General features: G+C 54.5%; 22 protein-coding genes. 6 read left to right on the plus strand and 16 right to left on the minus strand.

The window, feature by feature from the left end:
* Positions 1-35: 35 nt before the first annotated feature.
* The 7 genes from corA to lptM form a co-directional block, all read right to left on the minus strand.
* On the minus strand, positions 36-986 hold the full coding sequence (corA, locus tag FAZ14_RS16675; protein WP_016942892.1) for a magnesium/cobalt transporter CorA: 951 nt from the start codon (positions 984-986) through the stop codon (positions 36-38).
* A gap of 371 nt (positions 987-1357) precedes the next feature.
* Positions 1358-3520, minus strand: coding sequence for a DNA helicase II (gene uvrD, locus FAZ14_RS16680; RefSeq protein WP_023640959.1), 2163 nt, complete (start codon positions 3518-3520; stop codon positions 1358-1360).
* A gap of 86 nt (positions 3521-3606) precedes the next feature.
* Positions 3607-4323 carry a 5-amino-6-(5-phospho-D-ribitylamino)uracil phosphatase YigB gene (yigB, locus tag FAZ14_RS16685; protein WP_038925400.1) on the minus strand — a complete coding sequence of 239 codons (717 nt, stop codon included), beginning with the start codon at positions 4321-4323 and terminating at the stop codon, positions 3607-3609.
* Positions 4323-5231, minus strand: a complete 909-nt coding sequence (gene xerC, locus FAZ14_RS16690; RefSeq protein WP_016942889.1) for a tyrosine recombinase XerC — start codon at positions 5229-5231, stop codon at positions 4323-4325. Before xerC ends, yigB begins: the two co-directional genes overlap by 1 nt.
* Positions 5228-5929, minus strand: coding sequence for a DUF484 domain-containing protein (locus tag FAZ14_RS16695; RefSeq protein ID WP_153508897.1), 702 nt, complete (start codon positions 5927-5929; stop codon positions 5228-5230). Before FAZ14_RS16695 ends, xerC begins: the two co-directional genes overlap by 4 nt.
* A complete protein-coding gene (gene dapF / locus FAZ14_RS16700) occupies positions 5926-6750 on the minus strand; it encodes a diaminopimelate epimerase (protein ID WP_016942887.1) in 825 nt (274 codons plus the stop codon). The genes FAZ14_RS16695 and dapF overlap by 4 nt, the downstream gene beginning before the upstream one ends.
* Before the next feature lie 88 nt (positions 6751-6838).
* Positions 6839-7006 (minus strand): LPS translocon maturation chaperone LptM, encoded by a 168-nt coding sequence (gene lptM / locus FAZ14_RS16705; RefSeq protein ID WP_020477063.1) that lies wholly within the window; start codon positions 7004-7006, stop codon positions 6839-6841.
* Between the two features lie 77 nt (positions 7007-7083).
* On the opposite strand from lptM, the gene cyaY reads away from it, so the two are divergent.
* Positions 7084-7404, plus strand: coding sequence for an iron donor protein CyaY (gene cyaY / locus FAZ14_RS16710; protein ID WP_016942886.1), 321 nt, complete (start codon positions 7084-7086; stop codon positions 7402-7404).
* A 106-nt stretch (positions 7405-7510) separates the two neighbouring features.
* On the opposite strand, the gene FAZ14_RS16715 is transcribed toward cyaY, so the two are convergent.
* A complete protein-coding gene (locus tag FAZ14_RS16715) occupies positions 7511-10069 on the minus strand; it encodes a class I adenylate cyclase (RefSeq protein WP_016942885.1) in 2559 nt (852 codons plus the stop codon).
* Between the two features lie 328 nt (positions 10070-10397).
* Here FAZ14_RS16715 and hemC point away from each other — a divergent pair, with 328 nt between their 5' ends.
* The 4 genes from hemC (at position 10398) to hemY (ending at position 14524) form a co-directional block, all read left to right on the plus strand.
* Entirely contained in the window at positions 10398-11336 is a 939-nt protein-coding gene (gene hemC / locus FAZ14_RS16720) for a hydroxymethylbilane synthase (RefSeq protein WP_153508898.1), read from the plus strand.
* Positions 11333-12073: a uroporphyrinogen-III synthase gene (hemD, locus tag FAZ14_RS16725; RefSeq protein WP_153508899.1), complete on the plus strand. Its 741-nt coding sequence runs from the start codon at positions 11333-11335 to the stop codon at positions 12071-12073. The genes hemC and hemD overlap by 4 nt, the downstream gene beginning before the upstream one ends.
* Before the next feature lie 124 nt (positions 12074-12197).
* The gene (hemX, locus tag FAZ14_RS16730; protein ID WP_153508900.1) at positions 12198-13325 is read left to right on the plus strand and encodes a uroporphyrinogen-III C-methyltransferase; all 1128 of its coding nucleotides are present in this window, start codon (positions 12198-12200) and stop codon (positions 13323-13325) included.
* A 2-nt stretch (positions 13326-13327) separates the two neighbouring features.
* Positions 13328-14524 carry a protoheme IX biogenesis protein HemY gene (gene hemY, locus FAZ14_RS16735; protein WP_153508901.1) on the plus strand — a complete coding sequence of 399 codons (1197 nt, stop codon included), beginning with the start codon at positions 13328-13330 and terminating at the stop codon, positions 14522-14524.
* 709 nt (positions 14525-15233) lie between these two features.
* Here the strand turns inward: hemY and FAZ14_RS16740 are convergent.
* From FAZ14_RS16740 to FAZ14_RS16775, 8 genes are all read right to left on the minus strand, one after another.
* A complete protein-coding gene (locus FAZ14_RS16740) occupies positions 15234-16394 on the minus strand; it encodes a M20 peptidase aminoacylase family protein (protein WP_153508902.1) in 1161 nt (386 codons plus the stop codon).
* A 66-nt stretch (positions 16395-16460) separates the two neighbouring features.
* Positions 16461-17222: an amino acid ABC transporter ATP-binding protein gene (locus tag FAZ14_RS16745; protein WP_016942879.1), complete on the minus strand. Its 762-nt coding sequence runs from the start codon at positions 17220-17222 to the stop codon at positions 16461-16463.
* 9 nt (positions 17223-17231) lie between these two features.
* Complete coding sequence (locus tag FAZ14_RS16750; protein ID WP_016942878.1) at positions 17232-17903, minus strand: amino acid ABC transporter permease; 672 nt, start codon at positions 17901-17903, stop codon at positions 17232-17234.
* Positions 17904-17975: 72 nt separating this feature from the next.
* A complete protein-coding gene (locus tag FAZ14_RS16755) occupies positions 17976-18755 on the minus strand; it encodes an amino acid ABC transporter substrate-binding protein (RefSeq protein WP_016942877.1) in 780 nt (259 codons plus the stop codon).
* Positions 18756-18768: 13 nt separating this feature from the next.
* Positions 18769-19293: a GNAT family N-acetyltransferase gene (locus tag FAZ14_RS16760; RefSeq protein WP_016942876.1), complete on the minus strand. Its 525-nt coding sequence runs from the start codon at positions 19291-19293 to the stop codon at positions 18769-18771.
* Positions 19294-19304: 11 nt separating this feature from the next.
* Positions 19305-20669, minus strand: a complete 1365-nt coding sequence (gene purB / locus FAZ14_RS16765; protein ID WP_016942875.1) for an adenylosuccinate lyase — start codon at positions 20667-20669, stop codon at positions 19305-19307.
* Between the two features lie 358 nt (positions 20670-21027).
* Positions 21028-21366, minus strand: coding sequence for a nuclear transport factor 2 family protein (locus tag FAZ14_RS16770; protein WP_038905926.1), 339 nt, complete (start codon positions 21364-21366; stop codon positions 21028-21030).
* 78 nt (positions 21367-21444) lie between these two features.
* Positions 21445-22518: an iron-containing alcohol dehydrogenase family protein gene (locus FAZ14_RS16775; protein WP_153508903.1), complete on the minus strand. Its 1074-nt coding sequence runs from the start codon at positions 22516-22518 to the stop codon at positions 21445-21447.
* Positions 22519-22815: 297 nt separating this feature from the next.
* Here FAZ14_RS16775 and FAZ14_RS16780 point away from each other — a divergent pair, with 297 nt between their 5' ends.
* Positions 22816-23625 carry an amino acid ABC transporter substrate-binding protein gene (locus FAZ14_RS16780; protein ID WP_153508904.1) on the plus strand — a complete coding sequence of 270 codons (810 nt, stop codon included), beginning with the start codon at positions 22816-22818 and terminating at the stop codon, positions 23623-23625.
* Positions 23626-23702: the final 77 nt, after the last annotated feature.

Genomic DNA, 23702 nt, shown 5'->3' on the forward strand with positions numbered 1-23702 from the left:
AACGAGTCATCTATCGGGAGAAAAGGGGAGAGGCGTTAGAGCCAGTTACGGCGTTTGAAGTACAGGTAAGGAGCCAGACCAGCCAGCAGCATCAGCACCAGTGCACCGGGATAGCCGTAGGCCCACTTCAGTTCCGGCATGAATTCGAAGTTCATCCCATAACTGGACGCGACCAGTGTTGGCGGCAGGAATACCACCGAGACCACCGAGAAGATTTTGATGATGCGGTTCTGTTCGATGTTGATAAACCCCATCGCGGCCTGCATCAGGAAGTTGACCTTCTGAAACAGCGATTCGTTATGCGGCAACAGCGACTCGATATCTCGCAGAATTTCGCGCGCCTGTTCTAATTGACCACTTGGCAGGCGGGCCCGACGCACCAAAAAGTTGAGCGCCCGCTGGGTATCCATCAGACACAGGCGCACTTTCCAGCCCACATCCTCCAGCTCCGCCAGCGTCGACAGCGCGTCGTCATATTCATCACCCTGACGACCGTCCATGATCACCCGGCTCAGAGATTCCAGGTCGCTGTAGATATTTTCAATTTCATCCGCCAGCTGTTCTATCTTGGTTTCAAACAGATCAAGCAGCAGTTCGTATGCGTTGCCATCGATCAACGTTTGCGCACGGGCGCGCATGCGGTAAAGACGGAAAGCAGGCAACTCGCGCTCACGTAACGTATACAGGCGGCCATCACGAATGGTAAACGCCACCGTGGAGTTACCGGCGTGATCGTCCGTGTCTTCAAAAAAGAAAAAGGAGTGAATATGCAGCCCATCCTCATCTTCGAAAAAACGGGCTGATGCTTCGATGTCTTCCAGTTCCGGTCGGGTCGCCAGGCTTTGTCCCAGCTGACTCTGCACGCATTCTCGCTCTTCTGCATCCGGCTCGACCAAATCCACCCATAACGAGGTAGTCAGGTCGTCGCTTTCATCCAGTTCCAGGCGAGTTAAACGGCAGTTATCGAGTTTAAATGCGCTCAGCATAAGCCATGCTCCCAAAATGTAACAAAGAGGGACAAAACGCGATTGAAACACAGAAACTGGGTGGGAAACGTCACCATCAGGTTTCAGGCCGTGAGACGGTGCTGACTCGATGCGACAAACGGTGCCGCTGATAACCTTAAAGGCTATCAGCACAGGGAAGATAGCCTTAGAAGTTATACCTAATCAGTAGGTTATTGAGCCAGTATCGACTGGGTGTGTCCAAGGCGTGGGTCCTCCGGGAATAATGATGGGCGCATGTTACGCTGAGATGAAAAAGACTGTCAACAGACAATCAGATGATTAGTCTGTGTCCACCCGCCACATCCGATGAGCACAGACTGAACACCATACGCCCTCATCCCTCGACGACGCTATACCGCCTCCAGACGGGCATAAGCAGCCACCAGCCACTTGATACCCTGGCCCACAAAAGCGACCTGGATACGGCAATGCTCACCACTGCCTTCTACATTAACAATGGTACCTTCGCCGAACTTGGCGTGGCGCACCCGCTGCCCCAGCTTATAGCCGGTGTCGCTCTGGCTGATTGGCGTCCCCAGGCGCTGATGATTGACCGGGCGCGAGACACTGGCGCGCAGCCGCACCTCTTCCACACATTCAGGCGGCAACTCGCCAATAAAGCGTGACGGACGGTGGTAGGTCTCCTTACCGTATAACCGGCGGCTTTCGGCGTAAGTCAGCGTCAGTTTCTGCATGGCCCGCGTCACGCCGACATACGCCAGCCGACGCTCTTCTTCCAGACGACCGCCTTCGTCCAATGACATCTGACTGGGGAACATCCCCTCTTCCATACCGACGACAAACACCTGCGGGAACTCCAGCCCTTTGGCAGAGTGCAATGTCATTAATTGCACCGCGTCCTGATAGGCATCCGCCTGCCCCTCGCCCGCTTCCAGCGCCGCGTGAGACAAAAACGCCTGTAGTGGCAGCAAATCCTGATCTTCATCCTGATAGCTGAATTGCCGGGTCGCCGTCACCAGTTCTTCCAGGTTCTCTACCCTCGCCTGACCTTTTTCGCCTTTCTCCTGCTCGTACATGCTCCACAAGCCGGAATCACGAATCACCCGGTCGGTCTGCACATGCAAGGGTAAGTCAGCGGTATCGCTGGCAAGCGCATCCACCAGTTCCAGAAAACGCTGTAATGCTGCCGCCGCACGCCCGGCCAGCACCTTTTCCTGTAACAACGCACGCGTGGCCTGCCACAGCGTCAACTGACGGTCGCGGGCGGTCTGGCGCACCACATCCAAAGTGCGATCGCCGATACCACGCGTCGGGGTGTTGACCACACGCTCAAAAGCGGCGTCATCGTTGCGGTTGGTCATCAAGCGCAAATAAGACAACGCGTCTTTGATTTCCTGTCGTTCGAAGAAGCGCATACCGCCATAAATCCGGTACGGCAGGCTTTGCTGCAACAACGCCTCCTCCAGTACACGGGATTGGGCGTTGCTGCGGTACAAAATAGCGCATTCGCTGAGCGCACCACCCGCTTCCTGCCACACCTTGATGCGGTTGACCACAAACCGTGCTTCATCCAGTTCGTTAAAGGCGCAGTAGAGCGAAATCGGCTCGCCTTCAATACCGTCGGTCCACAGGTTTTTACCCAGTCGATCGCCGTTGTGGGCAATCAACGCGTTGGCGGCGTTAAGAATATTGGCGGTGGAACGGTAATTCTGCTCCAGACGGATGGTCGCCACGTCGTTGAAGTCACGCAGGAAATGCTGGATGTTCTCCACCTGTGCCCCACGCCAGCCGTAGATTGACTGGTCGTCGTCGCCGACGATCATCACTTTGGCGCTATCGCCAGCCAACAGGCGGATCCAGGCATACTGGATGCGGTTGGTATCCTGAAACTCATCCACCAGAATGTTGTTAAAGCGATCGCGATAATGCTGAAGAATATGCGGTTTGTTGAGCCACAACTCATGGGCACGCAACAGCAGTTCGGCGAAATCCACCAGCCCTGCACGATCACAGGCTTCCTGATAAGCCTGATAGATGCGCAACCAGGTCTGCTCCACTGGATTGCCGTAGCTATCGATATGCTGTGGCCGCAGGCCTTCGTCTTTTTTGCCGTTGATGTACCACATCGCCTGACGGGGTGGCCATTGTTTCTCGTCCAGATTCAACGCTTTAATCAGTCGCTTGAGCAACCGCAGCTGATCTTCGCTGTCCAGAATCTGGAAATCCTGCGGTAACCCGGCATCCAGATGGTGCGCGCGCAGTAAGCGATGTGCCAGACCGTGGAAAGTACCGATCCACATTCCACCCTGGCTGGTGCCGAGCAGTTGATCGATACGGTGGCGCATTTCCGCCGCCGCCTTGTTGGTAAAGGTCACCGCCATGATCGAATACGGCGAGCAGTTCTCCACCGTCAGCAACCAGGCGATACGGTGCACCAGTACGCGGGTTTTGCCACTGCCTGCGCCAGCCAGTACCAGCATATTGCTGCGCGGCGCCGCCACGGCGTCACGCTGTTTATCATTCAGACTGTCGAGCAGGTCAGAAACGTCCATAGGCGTCGGTTATCCGTCAAAAGGGAACCCGGCCTCCGGATCGGAGACAAATTCCACTGATTATATATACAGTAAAAATAGCAGAATTATAGCAACGTGGTCAGCGATGCCAAACTGAAAATTTCCACATGCGGCAACAGTCGGGAATCGTGAATCTGCATCAGGTTGCCGTCACGCAGGTTAATCCAGCAGGATTGCACGCCGCTGCGGATCGCTCCTGCTACGTCGGTGGTCAGATCATCCCCCACATGTAGCAGGTTGTGCAACGGTAAATTCAGCCGCCCGGCGGCGAGCTGATACATATCATGGGACGGTTTGGAGCGGCCATCCGGGCCGGCACGCAGAATAAACTGAAAATAGTCGCCAAGGCCGCAGGCATGGGGATCCGCATTGCCGTTAGTGATCGCCACCAGTGGCCAACGCTGCCCCAACGCACGTAGTGTGTCGTGGGTTTCCTGCGGCACCGTAATGTCACTGCGCCAGCGGGCAAACTCCGCCATGACCTCATCCGCACCGGTTTTGGCCTCGTTTGGCGACATGCCCACCCGGGTCATCGCCAGGTGTACGGAACGCCAGCGCCAGTGGGTCACATCGTGATAAATCTCTGGCTCTTGCGCCAGCAGTTCCTGGCGCAAGAGCCGCAACCCTTCGCTGGTGAACGCCTGTAACCCGGGGTGGTAGTTCTGCAAAAACCGCAACGACTCCTGTTCCGTACGCCGGATAACGTCATGGTTATCGTACAGGGTATCGTCCAAATCGAATGTCATGGCATCAATCCGATCGAGCGGGCGATAAAAATACATCAGGATTTACCTCGTTTGGCGCGTGGGTGCGCGGCATCGTACACCGATGCCAGATGCTGAAAGTCCAGATGGGTATAGATCTGGGTGGTGGAGAGGTTAGCATGGCCCAACAATTCCTGCACAGCGCGCAGGTCACCACTGGATTCCAGCATATGGGTAGCAAATGAATGCCGCAGTTTATGCGGATGAACATGGCTGTTCACCCCCTGTTTGACGCCCCATTCGGCAAAACGTTTTTGCACGTTGCGCATCGAAATACGCTTACCCAGGCTGGAGACAAACACCGCGTCATCCTCTGGCGCATAAATCTCGCGGATAGCCAGCCAGTGTGTCAACCAGGTTACCGCCGTCGCGCCGATAGGCAATTTACGCTCTTTGCTGCCTTTTCCCATCACCCATACTTCGCCGCTCTCCAGATTGACGTGTCCGCAATCCAGCCCAACCAGCTCCGCCAGACGCAGCCCGGCACCGTACATCACTTCCAGCATGGCGCGGTCACGCACCGCCAGCGGATCATTGAGATCGATATCCAGCAGGCGGTCCATTTCATCCACATCCATGTTTTTGGGCAGATGCCGCCCGGCTTTCGGTGCGGGCACACCGCGGGCAGGGTTGGCCTTGAGCTCGCCACGGCCCACCAGCCAGTCAAGAAAGCTACGTAACGCAGACAACCGTTGTGCCAGACTGGCCGCATTCAGGCCATCACGCTTGCTGCGGGCAACCACGGCGCGGACTCCCGCCGCATCCAGCGATGACCAGTCCGTCACGCCGGATGCCGACAGCATCTCGATAATTACCTGTAACTGATGGGCGTAGCTGCGTTGTGTCAGCGGACTCAGTTGTCGTTCAACCCGCAGGTAACGCAGAAAGGCGTCTGCCGGGGCTGACAAGGGGGTATCGGGGTTCATAGGCGTTCAATCCATCGCTCCAGCAACACTGGCACGATCGTCGCCAGATGTTGCAGCAGCTCGGTACCCATGCCGTCCTGATAATGGTGGCTGTCACGGCTGCTGAAAATCAACAGCCCCAGGTCGCCCTGTTTTCCCATCAGCGACAGCGCGACCGAACCGACATGGCGCGCCTGCGGTAACAGGAGCAGCAGTTCAGGGCCGTTGAGGGTACCAAGGTAGTGATGTCGTTCGCCCAACCGCTGGATGCGCAAAGGCTCAAAAAGTGTCCGGTTAAGGGCCAGATGAGTAAAATCGGAAGGCGCGCCGATACGCCAGCGATCGGTAAACAGCCGGATAGCCGCCCCCGCTAACCCCAATTGGCGCGCCCAACGGTGCAACCGGTCTAGCAGGTCCTGCAAAGAGTCGGCAGTCGATAGTGCCATCTGCAACGCTAGCAACTGACTGAACAGTGCTTCGTTGCGGGTCGCCTGCTCCATCAGCAAGGCGATCTCCTCTTCCAGAAATTGGATGCGGTTACGCTGACGGGCCAGTTGCCACTCCACCAGCGATACGCTGCCCCGTACCGGGTGTGGAATGCGCAGGCTCTCAACCTGGTGAGCATGACGAATGAAAAAGTCAGGGTGCTGGTGCAGATGCTGTAACACCAGTTCGTCAGTCAACGCCTGACGTTCAGCCTGCTCTTCCACATTTTTCATAGATGAATAAATCCATCATAAACATGGGTTGCCGGGCCGGTCATAAACAACGGATGACCGGGGCCGTCCCAGTGAATGTCCAGTTCACCGCCAGGCAGCTGGACTTTGACATCCGCTGCCAGCAGCCCCTGTTGGATGCCGACCGCCACGGCGGCACAGGCACCGCTACCGCAGGCTTGCGTTTCCCCCGCACCGCGCTCAAAGACACGCAACCGGATAAGATGGGGATTGACCACCTGCATAAAGCCGACATTGGCGCGCTCAGGAAAACGCTCATGGTTTTCCAGCAACGGGCCTTGTTCCTCTACCGGCGCGGTATCCACATTATCCACCTGAAGTACGCAATGCGGATTACCCATCGACACCACACCGCACAACACCGTGTGTTCAGCGGCGCGCAAAATATAGGTTTTTTCCGGCTTGGTCGCCCGAAACGGCACCTGTTGCGGTTCAAAGTTGGGCTCGCCCATATTGACCCGCACCAGTTCATCTTCCGTCACCGACAGTACCATGCGACCGTTATGCGTACTGACGTTGATCTCACGTTTACTGGTCAACCCTTTCAGGCGGACAAAACGTGCAAAACAGCGCGCGCCATTACCGCACTGCGCCACTTCACTGCCATCGGCGTTGAAGATGCGATAGTGAAAATCCAGCTCAGGATCGTAAGGCGGTTCGACGATCAATAGTTGATCGAACCCCACTCCGCAATGCCGATCCGATAAACGACGGATCAGATCCGGTGAAAAGTAGACATTCTGCGTCACGGCATCGACAACCATGAAATCATTGCCCAGACCGTGCATTTTGGAGAACTGCATTTCCTGACCCCGCTGCGTTAAACGGGCGCGGCAGCCATACTGTCGCAACCCGTGAGATTACCCTCAATCACCCTGCGTATTACGGCGGCTATTGCTGCCGGGCGGATGATGCTTGCGGAGCCTGGGTGTTTTGTTGCTGCGTTTTTTTAACCGGTGCTGGCTGCTCCGGCGGAAAATAAAGCGGGCCTTTTAAACCACAACCCGCCAGCGACAACACCAGCAATGCCAGTGCGCCCTGACGAAAAAAAGTTTTCATTTCGTTAAAACCTGTCATTCGGATACCTATGCTCTCTATAATCGCAGGTGGATCATGAAAATCAATAGGAATCGAATATGAACGATAGCGAGTTTCATCAATTGGCCGACGCGCTGATGCTGAAAGTAGAAGAAACGCTGGATCAGTTTGATGGCGATGCGGATATCGATTACGAAACCAATGGTGGCGTGATGACCCTGAGTTTTGAAAACGGCAGCAAGATTGTGATTAACCGGCAAGAGCCGATGCATCAGGTCTGGCTGGCGACCAAAGGCGGCGGCTACCACTTCGATTATCAGAACAACCGTTGGATTTGCGACCGCAGTGGCAGCGATTTCATGACGTTGCTGGCGCAGGCGTGCTCAGAACAGAGCGGCGAAACGATTGATTTCGACTAACTCCGGGCAGGTCGTCACCGACACTAAAATGGGGCGCATTCGCGCCCCATTTTATTCGCTCTGTCAGTTCCCCCCGAATGCCCTACGCGGCATTGCCCACGTGGTACTACAGCATCTGCAAGCGCTGGTTCAACACCAGATTCTTCTTTTCCTCAGATGACGGCGTCACGCACAAATGCGACAAGGCGCTGCTACGGAACGGGATCACCTGTGTGCGGCCATCCAGTTGAACAATCTGGTAGAACTGCGGCAGGTTGAAATTGATGAAGCTGGAGCCGTAGGTAAAGCGATCATGTGATGAGGAATAGAAGCGGCTGACGTCACGCACCAACTCCTCTTTGCTGCCTTCACAGTGATGATAGACTTCCACCCGGTTCGACTCATCCAAAATATAGATATTGAAACCCTGGTTATCAGACTGATCTTCAAAGAAGAATTGGATAATACCTTCACTGGCGACACCATCCACCACCGGTGGCAGATGAATATGGTTGGTTTCGACCTGAACAGGCAGCCCCTGTAGCTTGTTGTTGGAAATCGCGCCGTAAAACTCCACCGCATTTTCCAGTTTCTGCGCCGACACGCTCAGGCGTTCGAAGAACAACCCCCAGGTTTCGCCCGCGACCTTGACCGCCTTGAAACGGCCCGGTTCCTGACGCGTGCTGGATAAGCGCAGTTCAATGCACTCGGACACCAGTTGCTGCACACGGGTACGGATAAGCCCGCGTAAATGCTGGCTATAACAGAAGACTTCCAGCGACTCCGGCAGCGCAGCGTCCTGATGCATTTTGCCAAGAATGGTTTTCAGCGCTTCCAGCATCGCCTGCTCACCGCTGAAGTGCAGGGTCCGCACTTCATTCCAGGAATTGCGGTACAGCAAGTCAATGCTGCCGACCAGACATTGCTGCTGCTGACCGAAGCTAAAGACATCCAACTGGCGGAAATCGAAATGCACCACCTGATTGCGGAATGTCGCCGTCGGGTCATGTTCCAGGTTGACGATAATCGCCAGATGGCGAATTTCACACGGGCTGTACAGCGCTTTCGGCGTGGGTGCCGCTACCCGCAACGGGAAATGGCTGGACACATCCGAAACCAGTTCCTGCAGCCGGGCGATGTCGCACAGTTCATGGCCTTTAATGTGCAGACGCGTAGACGATGTCAGCAGGCCGTTAAAGTACGCCCAGGCCACCAGCTTGTTGAGATAGCGGTTATATTCCAGCGGCTGATGGCTGATGATGGCGTCCATCGACGGCGCCTGATTGTACAGATACCAGCCAGAGCGATTGGCACGCCCGGCAGGCACATAAATAAAGGTCAGATTCGGTTCCGACAGGTCAGGCGAAATCTGCGGATTCACCAGTGTCACCTTACCCGGCAAGGCTTCAAACGCCGCGTACAGCTTACGGGTCAGTACGCCGATATCCTGCGGACTGGCACTGACGCTCAGGTTGTTGCGGCGGGCGAAACGGATCAGGTTGCGATAGCTTTGCATCATGGCATCGAGCAATTCGTTGTGCGCTTCGCGCACCTGCCCAATTTTCCAGTTCGCCCGGTTGTCTAACATCACCAGCCGCTCATCGCTCCATCCCCATGCCTGCACCAGCTGTGTCAGGATCTGGCGACGCCAGGCGGTACACGCGCGCTCACGGGAGAGCTTTTCGCACACTTTAAGATAGAAACAGCGACGCACCAGGTCCAGCCGGGTCTGATCATCAATCGCCGTCAGATACTGGGTCACACGCTCCAGCATCATGCAATACGGATCCAGCCCGAAAGACACGATCTCGCCGTTATGCAAACGCGATTTGATCTCGCTCGACAGCAAACGGGTATTGGGATATTCCCAGGAGTAGGCTTCCAGCAGCAGCGTTTTCAGCACCGCTTTGTAAGGCGAATCAATGCTCTTATACAACTGCCACAAGCTGGCGCCAAAGTATTCTTCCGCCGACAGTGCGCTCAGGCCGCCGAGATCCAGCCATTCGTTTGGTGCCAGCGCGCCACGGGCATACAAAGACAGCACATACTCATCGTAGTGCTCCTCTTCTTCTACCGGCACCATGTTCCACAGGATGCGCTTGCCCGCCATGCGCACCGCCGTGCGATAAAACTCATCCAACAACAAAATGTGTTGGGTAGAACCGCAGTCTTCGCCACCCAGGCTACCGCTCTCGTTGTGGCGGAAACGGTTTTCATCCATCAGGAAGAAACTGACATCCACCCCCTGACCTGCCGCCCATTTTTCCAACAACAGGCATTTTTGCTGTAACCGCTGGCGCTCTTCGCTATCCAGCCAGGATTGGTGGCACACCCAAATATCGAGATCGGAACTGCAACTCTGCCCGATGGACGAAGTGCTGCCCATCGAATAGACACCGGTGATCGGCAATTCGCCTTTGCGATCCGGCACGGACAACTCACCCCAGCGTAACTCCACGCTATCGAGGTAGTGTTGCTGTTTTTCATCGGGGAAGAAAAGACAAATGCCGTGCGGAACCTTGCCTTCCAGATAGCCAGGCATCAACGGATGATGATGATGTAATAAAACTGGCAAAAGACTGTAAACCTGCTTAAAAGCCGGTTTCATTGCTTCCAGAGCACGATCCACACGCAGTTGGTTGATCGCATCCAGTCTTTGCTTCAGTGTCTCGATGTAGAAGTACAAGACGTTTCGCCTGCTTATCCCAGTGCCTATAAAGAAGCCGTTGTTTTCCAGACTGCCCTGGATAGATATTGGAAGAATGGTGGGCAGTGTATTGCTGGAAACGTGATCAATTTAACACCTTGCTGAAAGGGCGTAAAGAAACTAAAGAAAGTCGGATTTGTTTATTGATGCTTCAGCATTGCACATATTATCGCCGCTTTTGCCACGTGCGGCTATCTCCGGCAAGGGTTTTCTCTCTCCCCACTCTCGTCATTGCGAGGGCCGGGCAACTGACACCGGCTTGCCTTCAATGGTACGATGGAAAAAAAGGATCAATACGGTATTAAGCATGGTAGACACTATTCTCAGGATCGCCACCCGACAGAGCCCGCTGGCACTATGGCAGGCCCACTTTGTGCAGCAACGGCTGGAAGCCTGTCATCCCGGTTTACGGGTGGAACTGGTTCCGATGGTCACCCGCGGCGATGTCCTGCTGGATACACCACTGGCCAAGGTGGGGGGCAAAGGATTATTCGTCAAGGAACTGGAACTGGCATTGCTGGAAAACCGTGCTGATATCGCGGTACATTCGATGAAAGATGTCCCCGTCGAGTTCCCAGAAGGGTTAGGTCTGGTGACCATTTGCGAGCGTGACGACCCGCGCGACGCCTTTGTCTCCAACCACTATGCCACGCTGGATGAGCTACCTGAAGGCGCCTGCGTCGGTACCTCCAGCCTGCGTCGTCAGTGCCAGTTGCGCGCCCATCGCCCGGATCTGGTTGTCCGCGACCTGCGTGGCAACGTCGGCACCCGGTTATCCAAGCTGGATAACGGTGACTACGATGCGATCATTCTGGCCGTCGCAGGGCTTAAACGCCTTGGTCTGGCAAACCGTATCCGTACCGCCCTCAGCCCGGAACAGTCGTTACCGGCGGTCGGTCAGGGTGCGGTAGGTGTGGAATGCCGACTGGACGACGCCCGTACCCGCGCGCTGCTGGCACCGCTTAACCATGATGATACCGCCACACGGGTGCTGGCCGAGCGCGCCATGAACACCCGGCTGGAAGGCGGATGTCAGGTGCCTATCGGCAGCTATGCCGAACTACAGGACGACACGCTGTATCTGCGAGCGTTGGTGGGAGCACCAGACGGTAGCCGCATTATTTACGCTGAACGCCGTGGCCCGCGTCAGGATGCCGAAGCGCTGGGTATCGACCTGGCAGATGAGCTGCTCGAACGCGGCGCGCGCGACATTCTGCAATCGGTTTATGGAGGAGCCTCGTCATGACGATTCTGGTTACCCGTCCCTCTCCTGCGGGTGAGCAGCTGGTAGCCCGTTTAAGAATGGCTGGCTTGCAAGCCTACCATAGCCCGTTAATTGAATTTTCTCCGGGCAGCGAATTATCACAATTGCCCACCCTGCTACAGGCGCTGCGCCCCGGCGATTTGGTTTTCGCCCTGTCGCAGCAGGTGGTGGAATACGCCGATCCAGCGCTATCCCGTGCCGGAATGGGCTGGCCTGAGTCACTTACCTACTTCGCCGTAGGGCGCTCCACCGGACTGGCGCTGCATACCGTCAGCGGCTTAGCGGTGCACTACCCGCCGGAACGCGCGACCAGCGAAACCCTATTGCAGTCCCCGGCGTTACAGCACGTCACGGGTAAGCAGGCGTTGTTACTGCGCGGCAACGGCGGACGAGAATTGTTGGGCGACACATTGCAGCAGCGCGGGGCGCACGTGCGTTACTGCGAATGTTATCAACGTAACCCGGTGGTCTACGACGGCGCAGAACAATGCCAGCGCTGGCAACGCCTGAGCATCAACACACTGGTGATCACCAGTGGAGAAATGTTGCAGCAGTTCTATACCCTGGTACCTGACTATTACCGAACGACCTGGCTGCTTGATTGTCGGGTCGTGGTAGTTAGCGAACGCCTGGCTGGCGTGGCCCATGAGTTGGGCTGGCGCGATATTCGGATCGCCGATAACGCAGATAACGATGCATTGATGCGCGCGCTACAGTGATACCGAATAGCTAGTGATACCAAATAGCTACAGCGATACCGAATAGACTGTTACGCTGCGGTCGTCACGCAGCGAAAGAAGAACCCGGACACTTACCATTACCCTGATCATAGGATGTACTCATATGACGGAACACATTACCTCCTCAACGCCCTCCGAAGAGGTGGTCGAACGGGCTGAACCCTCCTCGCCGCAAACATCGCCGAAAACGCCCGGCGCACCACGCCACGGTCTGGTGCTGGGTGCTATCGCCATCGTGGTATCGCTGGCGCTAAGCGGCGGTGTGTACTATTACACCCATCAGCAGATGGTCCGCCAGAATGTCATGCTCAGCCAACTGCAAGGCCAGATTGCGGCGCTGCAAAAACAACAATCACAAGCGCAGCAACAATGGCAGCAGACGCTGGACCAACAGGCGAAAACCCTAAGTGCCGATGAACAACGGCTGGCGACGTTGACGCGACAAGCCGGCGAAATGCAGGAAAAACTGGCGACACTCAATAACAGCGACTCGAAAACCTGGTTGCTGGCGCAGGCTGATTTCCTGGTAAAACAGGCAGGCCGTAAACTGTGGAGCGATAAAGACGTCACCACCGCCGGTGCCTTACTGAAGAGCGCGGATGCCAGCCTGGCCGACATGAACGATCCGAGTTTGCTGGAAGTACGACGCGCCATTACCCATGACATCAGCATGTTGGCGGGTGTCAGTCAGGTGGATTTCGACGGTATCATCCTGAAAGTGAATCAACTGGCCGATCAGGTAGACAACCTGCGTCTGGCGGATACCGATACCGATGAAGCGCCGATGGAAGAAAACGACTCCACCTTGTCGGCCTCAGTGAGTGAATGGCGGCAAAACCTGAGCAAGAGCTGGCACAATTTCCTGTCGGATTTCATCACCATCCGCCGCCGTGACGACAGCGCTGAACCGCTGCTGGCACCGAATCAGGATGTCTATCTGCGTGAAAATATCCGCTCTCGCCTGTTAATCGCCGCACAAGCGGTGCCGCGCCATCAGAATGAAACCTACCGTCAATCGCTCGAAACCGCCGCGACCTGGGTGCGCGCCTACTTTGACGAAAACGATCCGACCACCAAAGCGTTTCTCGACCAGTTGGATGCGCTAAGCCAACAGTCGGTAGCGATGGACGTGCCGAACGAACTGCAAAGCCAGCCACTGCTGGATAAACTGATGCAAACCCGGGTTCGCAACCTGCTGGCGCAGCCGTCCGCCACCCCACAGGAGGGCTGATTATGCTGAAGGTACTGCTGCTATTTGTGGTGCTGCTGGCGGGCATCGTGGTCGGGCCAATGCTGGCGGGTCATCAGGGTTACGTACTGATCCAAACCGACAATTACAACATTGAAACCAGCGTCACCGGGTTGGTGATTATGCTGGTCCTGTTTCTGCTGGCCTTTCTGGCGGTGGAATGGCTACTGCGGCGAGTATTCCGCACCGGGGCGCGCACACGCGGCTGGTTCATCGGACGCAAACGCACCCGGGCACGCCAGCAAACTAAAGCCGCGTTGCTGAAACTGACCGAAGGCGACTATCTGCAGGTAGAAAAACTGCTCACCCGTAACGCCGATCACGCCGAGCAACCAGTGGTGAATTACCTGCTGGCGGCAGAAGCCGCCCAGCAACGCGGCGATGAATTCCGTACCCGTCAGTATCTTGAGCGGGCGGCGGAAATCGCCGACGGCGACCAGTTGCCGGTCGATATCACCCGCGTTCGCATTCAACTGGCACGTAACGAAGACCACGCCGCTCGTCATGGCGTCGATCGTCTGCTGGAAGTGGCACCACGCCACCCGGAAGTGTTGCGTCTGGCGGAACAGGCGTTTTTGCGTACCCACGCCTACAGCGCCTTGTTGGATATTCTGCCTGCCATGCGTAAAACCCGGCTGCATGATGAACCCTCGCTGGATGAATTGCAGCAGCGCGCCACCATCGGTCTGATGGATCAGGCAATGTCGGAAGGCGGCAGCGAAGGGTTGAAACAGTGGTGGAAAAACCAGCCGCGTAAAGCCCGCCAGTCACTGGCGATGCAGGTGGCAATGGCTGAACGCCTGATCGTGTGTGATGACCCGGCGACCGCACAAGACATCATTATTGACGGGCTCAAGCAGCAGTTTGACTACCGACTGGTGCAGTTGATCCCCCGGCTCAATAGTGGTCAACCGGAGCCACTGGAGAAACTACTGCGTCAGCGTCTGAAACAGCACAATAACGATGCATTGTTACACAGCACGCTGGGGCAATTGCTGATGAAGCATGGCGAATGGCAACAGGCCAGCGATGCTTTCTCCGCCGCACTGGCACTGCGACCAGACGCTTATGACTACGCCTGGTGTGCTGATGCCTTTGACCGACTCAAACGCCCTGAAGACGCTGCCCGCATGCGGCGCGACGGCCTGCTGCTGACGTTACAGACATCTCACGACGCCTGAAGCCCCCCACACCGGCGCGACCCCGCGCCGGTTTCGTTTCGCCTATTTTCTTCCACTCGGCTTTCTTCCCCACTTTTCTGATAACCGATTGATTTAGCAAAATAACGGCGAAAAAAAACGCTTGCCGACCAGCGACAAGCGTGCAATAAAAATCAGGTCTGAAAGACAACTTTAAGGTGCCCCACTCAACATTACGTCCAACCGCGATGAAACAGCACTTCATCAATAACCGGACGTCAGGCACCGTAAATGGCTCTGCGTCATTCCCAGGTTTATGAAGCCGAAGCAAACATAGAAGGTGGAATGAGCATCTACGCCTCTAATTAAGCATGAATGATGCCAACTTTTCAAATCTCACCAGATAAAAATCATTACTCATTGATAAATAAAACATTAAAAGTAGTGAGCCACCAAACACCAAAATGATTAACGTGCTGAAAAATCAAGCATTCTGGATCAGAACTGTCGTTAAACAGAGACACCACAAGCACTGACTTTTATACTCTTTAAAATTCAAATGGTTACATGTCTCTCATTGGCGACACCGCAACCCCCATTCTGTCGCTAAAAAACCACAACCGATACCGGACAGGGATAGCCCAAAAACAATCACCACCTCCCGAGGAGGTGGTTTAACACTGACAACAAAACGGCCACGGTAACCGTGGCCGCTGTCATCAATAAGGATAAGACGGGAATAACGACGGAATCAGGCTGTCTGCGACAACTGTTCCAGACTCTGCTTCGCCAGTTGATACAGATAGTGTGCGGTAGGAAACAGCGCCCGGTCATCCACCCTGAATTTCGGGTGGTGCAGCGCGTAAGGGCCACCCGACCCGACCATCATGAAGGTGCCCGGCAGTTTCTGCTGGTAGAACGCAAAGTCCTCACCGATCGGGCTGGCATCAACACGGCGGGCCTCAAACCCTTCGGCATCGGCCACCTGCAACGCAAAATCTACCCAGTGCGGCGTGTTCACCACCGATGGTGGCCCCGCGTGCCAGATAAATTCGATTTCAGCACCGAAGGTGCTGGCGATACCGGCGACAATCTGACGAAAACGCTGTTCTATCAAGTCACGAGCCGCCTGACTGAACGTACGCACAGTACCTTCCACATAGGCGGTATCAGGGATCACGTTCCAGGTGCTGCCGCTGTGTACCTGGGTAATCGACACCACCGCATTGTTGTCTGACGGTACGGTACGACTGATGATCGTTTGCACCGCGGAAATCAGTTGCCCCAGAATAATGATCGGATCATTGCCTTCATGCGGTTTGGCGGCATGGCAGCCCTTGGCGGCAATCTTGATTTCGAAACGGTCGACCCCGGCAGTCAGTGCACCGTCTTTACCACCAATCACGCCGACCGGTAACGTTGGGTCGTTATGAATACCAAAAATGGCACTGGCACCGTCAAGCGCGCCAACAGCAATCACTTCCGGCGCACCCAATCCGGTTTCTTCCGCAGCCTGAAACAGAATACGCACGGTACCTTTCAGCTCCGGCTCAATACGCTTTAGCAGGATCGCCGCACCCAGCGCTGCCGATGAGTGAAAATCGTGCCCACAGGCGTGCATCACCCCAGCATTTTTTGAGCTGAACTCAACGCCGGACTCTTCTTCAATCGGCAGGGCATCAATATCGGAACGCACAACGACCAGTGGACCCTCTTGCAGGCCACCCACTTCCGCTACCAGACCGGTTTTCAACGGCAACTCAAGGATGCGAATGTCTTCTTTTTCCAGTACAGCACGGATTTTTTTCGTCGTTTCAAACTCTTGATTGGACAATTCCGGATGCTGATGCAGTTCATGCCGAAACGCCTGAATAAACTGCGCCAACGGCGCATGCTGCGCATGTTCTTTCATGTCGGGTGACTCCTCTTCTTCTGCCCCGTCATCATGGGGCGTGCCCGCAGGTGAATAGGTTATCGATCAGATGTCGAACTCTGAAGGTTCCTGAATCGTAGTGAGTTGCCGCAGGAAGCGACGGGTCTGCGGATTATCGGAGAAACTGATCACCTTCTCCGCCGGGCCTTGTTCAACGATGTGCCCGTCAGCCATAAAGATCACCCGGTCTGCCACGTCTTTAGCAAACTGCATCTCATGGGTCACGATCACCATAGTGGTGTTCTGCCCTGCCAGTTTTTGGATAACCTGTAGCACCTCATGTACCCGTTCCGGGTCAAGCGCCGAGGTCGGCTCGTCAAACAGAATCGCCTTCGGATCTACCGCCAACGCACGGGCGATACTAACACGCTGCTGCTGACCGCCAGAGAGCGTCACCGGGTATTGATGCGCTTGTGGCAACAGCCCGACCATTTCCAGCAGTGACAGCCCTATTTCGTCTGCCTGCTTTTTCGCTATCTTCTTCACCACGATCAGCGCTTCGGTGATGTTCTCCAGCGCGGTCTTGTTTTTGAACAGGTTGTAGTTCTGGAATACCATTGCCGTCTGACGCCGGAGCGCATACGCGTCCTTGCTGCTATAGCGGCGGGTATCCAGCGATTGCTCGCCAATAGTAATCACACCAGACTCGGGCTTTTCCAGCAAATTCAGGCATCGCAGCAGGGTGGATTTCCCTGAACCGGAAGGCCCGATGATCGCGACCACTTCGCCCTCGGCGATATCCAGACTGATATTGTCCAGCACGACCTGGTCACCAAAACGTTTAGTCAGGTTTTTTACGCTAATCATATCGGCTCCTTAACGCTGCCGTGAGTGGCTGAGCTTTTTCTCCAACTGAGATTGCAGCCAGGAGTAGACCACGATGAGCATCCAGTAAATCAGTCCCACCACCAGGAAGGTTTCGAAGAAACGCAGCGACTCGGCGGCGATCATCTTGCCTTCGGCAAACAGCTCCGACACACCAAGCGCAAAGGCCACCGAGGTGTCTTTAATCAGTGAAATAAAGGTGTTGCCGGTCGCCGGTAGTGCATTGAGCATCGCCTGCGGCAGCACAATACGGCGGTAAATCTGTACTTTGTTCATTCCCACCGACAGACCGGCTTCGGTTTGACCGAAATCCACCGACGCCAGCGCCGCACGGAAAATTTCCGCCATGTACGCGGAGTTCTTCAGGCTGAATCCGATAATGGCCGCTGTCATGGCTGATAAACCATTCAATGATGGAAACAGCTGGGGCAGGCCGAAATAGATAATGAACAGCTGAACCAGCGACGGGATGCCGCGAAACAGCGAAATATAGAGTTCCACCAGTTTTGAGACCACCATAAAGCGGCTCTCACGAACCAGTGCCAGCATCAAGCCTAAAACGATGGCAACCAGCATCGACACCACCGCCAGCAGCAGCGTGGTGGGCAAGTACATCAGTACCTGGGGAAAGACCTTCAACAGGTAGGAAAGATCGATATTCATGAGCCATACCATTACAGCGAACGCCAGCCCGCAATCGAGCTGGCGCCGCAGAAGTTAAGTGAGCCAGCGAGGTTATTTGCCCGCCGTGATGTCCTCACCGAAGTATTTAACCGACAGGGCTTTCAGGCGGCCGTCGTTGCGCATTTTGGTCAACTCGTCATCGAACTTCTTGCGCAGTTCGTCACCCTTCTGATCTTTATGGAACGGGAAGCCGACCTGCTCGACCACCAGCGGCTCGCCCACCATCTTGAACGGCAGGTTACGCTTGTTGATTTCCGCCAGCAGGATGGGACGGGAGTTGATGTAACCTTCAACACGCTTAGCCAGCGCATCACTCATCGCGCCATCGCGGGTTTCATAGGTGCGAATCGTCACGCTGCCGTCGGCAAAGGCCTTTTTCAGGTTGTTGACATGGTTGGAACCCAGCACACCTGCCACGGTTTTCCCTTTCAGGTCATCCAGCGTATTGATGTTGGTATTGTCTTTGTGCGTAACAATCTGGCTGCCGTAATAGCTATAAGGCGTGGAGAAGTTGTACTTATCCTGACGTGCCGGGGTAATCGCCACTACGTTAGCAATCGTGTCCAGCTTACTGGCTTCCAGTTGCCCCATCAGGCCGCTGAAATCCGCCGTCACCCACTCTACTTTGTAGTTCAGATCTTTAGCGATGGTTTCCGCGACTTCTACGTCAAACCCCACCAGCTTGTTGTCCTGCTTGAAGGAGCTCGGGTAACTCTGCCCGGTGGCACCGATACGCAACACTTTTTCGTTACTGTTCTGAGAATCGCAGCCAGCTACCAGAATAGCGGCCGACAAGGCTAAAACAGGGAGGATAATTTTTTTCATTGTCATTGGATAACGCCTCTTAGGAGTGTTTCTTTTCCCAGTGGTGATAAAGGTCCTGATCCAGGACTTTTCGCATATAAATCGTGAGGTGTCCTTTCCCTAAATCTGCCTGGCCGACTTCCTGAAAGCCATACTTCCGGTACATATCCAGCAACCAGGGATGTTGCTTAGCGGTACCCAGCGTTACGGCAGGCGCTTTTAACTGATCTTTCAACACCGCCTGTTCCAGCCAGTCCAGCATCTGTTTACCCAGTCCTTGCTGCTTGAAGTCAGGGTGGGTCGCTAACCAGCCGATATGCGGTAAACCATAAGGACCGGGATTCGGCCCCCACGGATAACGAAGGGTGACGGACGCCGCCAGACGACCGTCTTTTTCCATCACATACACGCCGTTGCTGCGTAGATGGCGGCGCACCATGTCAATGTCCGCATAGGCGGCGTCAAACTTGATGCCCAGCTCACGCACCGGCGCGTAAGCGGCCAACGCCAACGCCAGAAACTCGTCATCATCGGCAAGCGTCGCCTGACGAAATACGGTACTCATGGCACCTCCCGTCATTCGGCCAGCAAGCCGGTGTTATCGGCGTACTGGATCACCTCATCCACTTTCTGCGGGGCGCTGCCCACGTAATTCGCCGGGTCCAGCCAGGTATCAATCGTCCCGGCCGTCAGGTGCTGCGACAGTACCGGGTGTTCCAGCAGTAACGCTTTAAATTCACGGTTTTGCTCAAACGCCGCCATAGAGCATTCGTACACCAGATGATGGGCCGTTTGCTTACCGAGCAGTTTGCCGATTTCAAACATCACCTTTTCCGAGAGCAGCAGGCCATTTTGCAAATCCAGATTGGCACGCATCTGTTTTTCATTCACCGACATACCGCGCAGGATACCGAGCGCGTTTTGCAGTTGTGCCGACAGATAGATGTTGATTTCCGGCAGGGCTATCCACTCCGCACGCCAGCTCATGGCGTCACGCTCGTGTTCAACCTTCATTGACTCGTGGATCAGCGCGGCACTCTTGAACAGTGGTGCCGTCAGGCTGGCCAGCCCTTCCAGCGCGGCCGGATTACGTTTGTGCGGCATGGTGGTAGAACCGATCTTCCCTTCGGAGAAAGGCTCTTCGATTTCGTTGATTTCGGTACGCATCAGGTTATATAGCTCGTTGCCGATTTTACCGAGCGTACCGCTGATCAGCACCGCCACCGACGCGTATTCCGAGAAACGGTCGCGGGCAGACTGCCAGCCAATATTGGGGGTATTCAGGCCCAGACGGGCAAGGGTATGGCGCTCGATTTCCGGCCCCAACTCGCCAAAAGAGGCGTAGGTACCGATAGCACCGTTAATGTTACCGACCAGCACGCGCTCACGAATTTCATTCAGGCGTTGCAGGTGACGGACGAATTCGTCCAGCCATACCGCCAGCTTGAAGCCGAAAGTGGTTGGCATGGCCTGCATGCCGTGGGTACGGCCGGTCATCAACGTATGCTGGTGCTTCTTCGCCAGCCGTTTCAATTCGATAGCGACCAGACGAGTATCGCGCACTACGATGTCGAATGCCTGACGCAATTGCAGCACCGTGGCGGTATCTACGATGTCCTGCGTAGTCACGCCGTAATGAATGTACTCACCCGCCTCGCCGCACTGCTTTTGGATAGCCGTGATCGTCGGCATCAGAGAGTGTTTCATACGCACCGCATCCTGAGCTATTTCTTCAATATTCAGGGCGCTGGCGTCGGCGTGGGCAGCAATGGTGTCGGCCGCATCTTGCGGAATGACACCCAGCTCGCCCTCTGCCAGTGCTAACGCAATTTCCACGTCAACCTGGCGGGTCAGCCGGTTTTGCTCTGACCATACGGCGCGCATTTCTGGTGTGCCAAAGTTATTTCCAATAAGAAGAAAATCAATCAGATGTGATGCCATAACTCACTCGTTTACATTGTAATAATGGGGGAAAGAGAGGCGGGTCGAGACGACGCTGTCATTTGTCGAAAACTATATCACTGGCAATATTCGCGCCTATATACGCGATCGATCTAACATATTCTTTATTGTTTTATGATTTCCTTGGTGATTATTTGCCTTGCAATAAATCGTCTTAAGAACAAATCAGATGGGTGGAGAGCAGGACGGGTGCGCGTTGCAACATAACGATATGTTCGCCATCGTCATTCATTGGCTCACCAGAGCGGAGCATGACACCCGCATAAACACACCGAGAGGCGTGATTCTGCGGGGATAGTGACAAAAATGATGATGACAAAAACAACAACAAAAATAGCTACGACGCAAAATAGAACCATGCGGTCGTAATCAAACCATCGCTAACTTCAAACACGGCGATACTTTCGAGCGCATCAGGACCCAGGCCGTAAATCTTTTCATGATCAAAAACCTGATTACCCAGCACAGTACGAGAAACCAGTTCAGCACGCAGCGCGGGGTTATTAAAACGGTGGTCGCGATAAAACGCCTCCAGTGCCGCTTTTCCTACCATGGATGGGCTTTCCGATGGCATACGGTACGCCCGGAAATGCTCGTGGAAACAGGCAGAAAAGGCGGCTAAATCATGGGCGTTATAAGCGGCAAACTGTTTTTCGACCGGTTCGACGATTGACATGCTCAACTCCATTTAAATGCAAATTTAATGAATAAAAATTCACACAAAGAGATACAGCAGTCAGGTACAAAATGCAAATCAGACGCGGTACTGCGTCGCAAGCACAGCGTGCCGAATCGCCTCTGGTGTGAGCGAAAATGGCAGCAACACGGCACTGTCTTTGGGGAATTTAAATGTTTCAGACAACGTCTCTGCCAGTTCGGCATAGCGTGCCTCCGCTACCGGCAAATGCGCAGGAGCATTATAACGCTGTAAGTGTGCCTGCAAATCGGGTTCAACCGAGCCGTCACCACGCGCCAGCAGGGACTGTACACGTAATCCGAATCCTACTTTCTCGCCGTGTAGCCAGTCATGCAGCTCAGGAACGTGTGTCATACGATTATGAATCGCGTGGGCTACGCCAGGTGATGGTGAATCATCACGCATACTGTTAGCCAGGCCCGCCAAGGCAATATTGGCATCGATCACCTTTTGTAATGCCCGCGTGACACGCTGCTCTGCATTGTCATGCAAAGCCTGTTCTCCCCATTGTTCAAAGGTGTCCTTCGCCAGCGCCGCTGCCTGTATTTTAAGGTTCAACGCCAGATTATCGCTGTTTTTCGCCAGATAGGGTTGAAATTCATACCATTTGGCAAGGGCATCCACGATCCCGGCCTTCAGGTAGCGCACATCGCTACGGGCAATCACATCGCTGTCCACCAGCACCATTTCGGGCATACGCTGTAATACCAGTGTTCCCTGATGCCCGCCCTGCTCATCATACAAAATACTGATAGGAGACCAGGCAGCACAGGTGGCAGCAATCGTCGGCAGCGTCGCAACCTGACCGTTGTCCAACCCATCAGCAACCGCTTTGGCGCAGTCCATTACTCGGCCACCACCAACACCCAACACAAAATGAACGCCCTGTTGGGCAATTTGATGCCGATGGTATGCGATAGCATCGCGCGTGCATTCACCTTCCAACAGATGCACAACAAACTGTATATCAGCCTTCGCCAAACTCTCGGACAGCGAGCTTCGCACGGCATCCCAGGCACGCGGGCTGGTTAATACAGCGATGCGATGCGAAAACGGCGCAATGAGCTCACCAATGCGTGACAGTAAACCTGACTGATGGTGATAGACCCCGGGGGATTTTATGGCAAACACAGTAATTCCTTGATGTCCCTATGCTGTACCAACCCATAAGCACAGCTTGCAGAACATAATAGTAAAATGCTGCCTGTACGGTGTAACCGTTCAAATAATGATAAGATATAACGTGATGGTATAAATTTCCCTTTATTTTTAATGATATAGTATTCCCCACAACCAACGATTCATCACCGCTGTTACTCCTTATCCCGCTTTTTTCGTCTGTCATTCCCCCAGAGTTGATGAGTACGTTGCGACATATATCGCTATCAGACCTGATCCAAACCAGGAATATTCATACAGGAATTCATAATGAGAACCCGACTGACTCGCTACCTCAGCGCCGCGCTATTCCCTGCCCTTGCAGCCGTGATGTTGAACGGCTGTGATAACAACACGAGTACACAGACACAGAACAACGTGCTACGCGTGGGCACCACAGGGCAAAGTTACCCGGGTTCTTATAAAGAGAACGGCACGTTAGTGGGTTATGATGTGGAAGTGGCAGAAACCATCGCTCACAAACTGGGTTATCAGATAGCCTGGACCACCGCTGATTTCAGCGGATTGATGGGCCAGTTGGAAGCAGGAAAACTGGATACGGTCGCCAATAATTTTGTGAAAACAACCGAGCGCCAGAAAAAGTACGACTTCACCAACACGTATCTCAACTACGCATCGCAAATCGTCACCAGCATTAACAGCAAAGATATTCAATCTCTGGACGACCTTAAAGGTAAAACGGTGTCTGGCGTGCTGGGGTCTACCCATGTCACCAATCTGCGCAACGCGTTCCCCAATAATGACATCACCATTCGCACCTACGAAACTCGCGATGGTGCGATGAGTGATGTTATCAATAACCGTGTTCAGGGCTACGTCAACTCACGCCCTATCCTGCTGGCAGAAATTAACAAACGTCACTTGCCGCTAAAACTGGTCGGTAACCCCATATCCAACGAACAAGTCTCCTTCCCGTTTGCCAAGACACCGGAAGGTAATAAATTACTGGCGGAATTTAACCAACAGCTGCAGGAACTGCGTCAGAATGGTCAGCTAAAAGCGTTGGCAGAGAAATATTTCGGTAGCGATAAGGTGCTGGAAAGCAGTAAAGCGGAATAAGTGACTTATCACCTCGACCACAACGTTTTTTATAGCATTCTCCGTGTTAAAAACGAAAAAAAACGGCAGTCCGTCTG

This window comes from Dickeya oryzae (assembly GCF_009372235.1).
In the GTDB taxonomy this organism is placed as follows: Bacteria; Pseudomonadota; Gammaproteobacteria; order Enterobacterales; family Enterobacteriaceae; genus Dickeya; species Dickeya oryzae.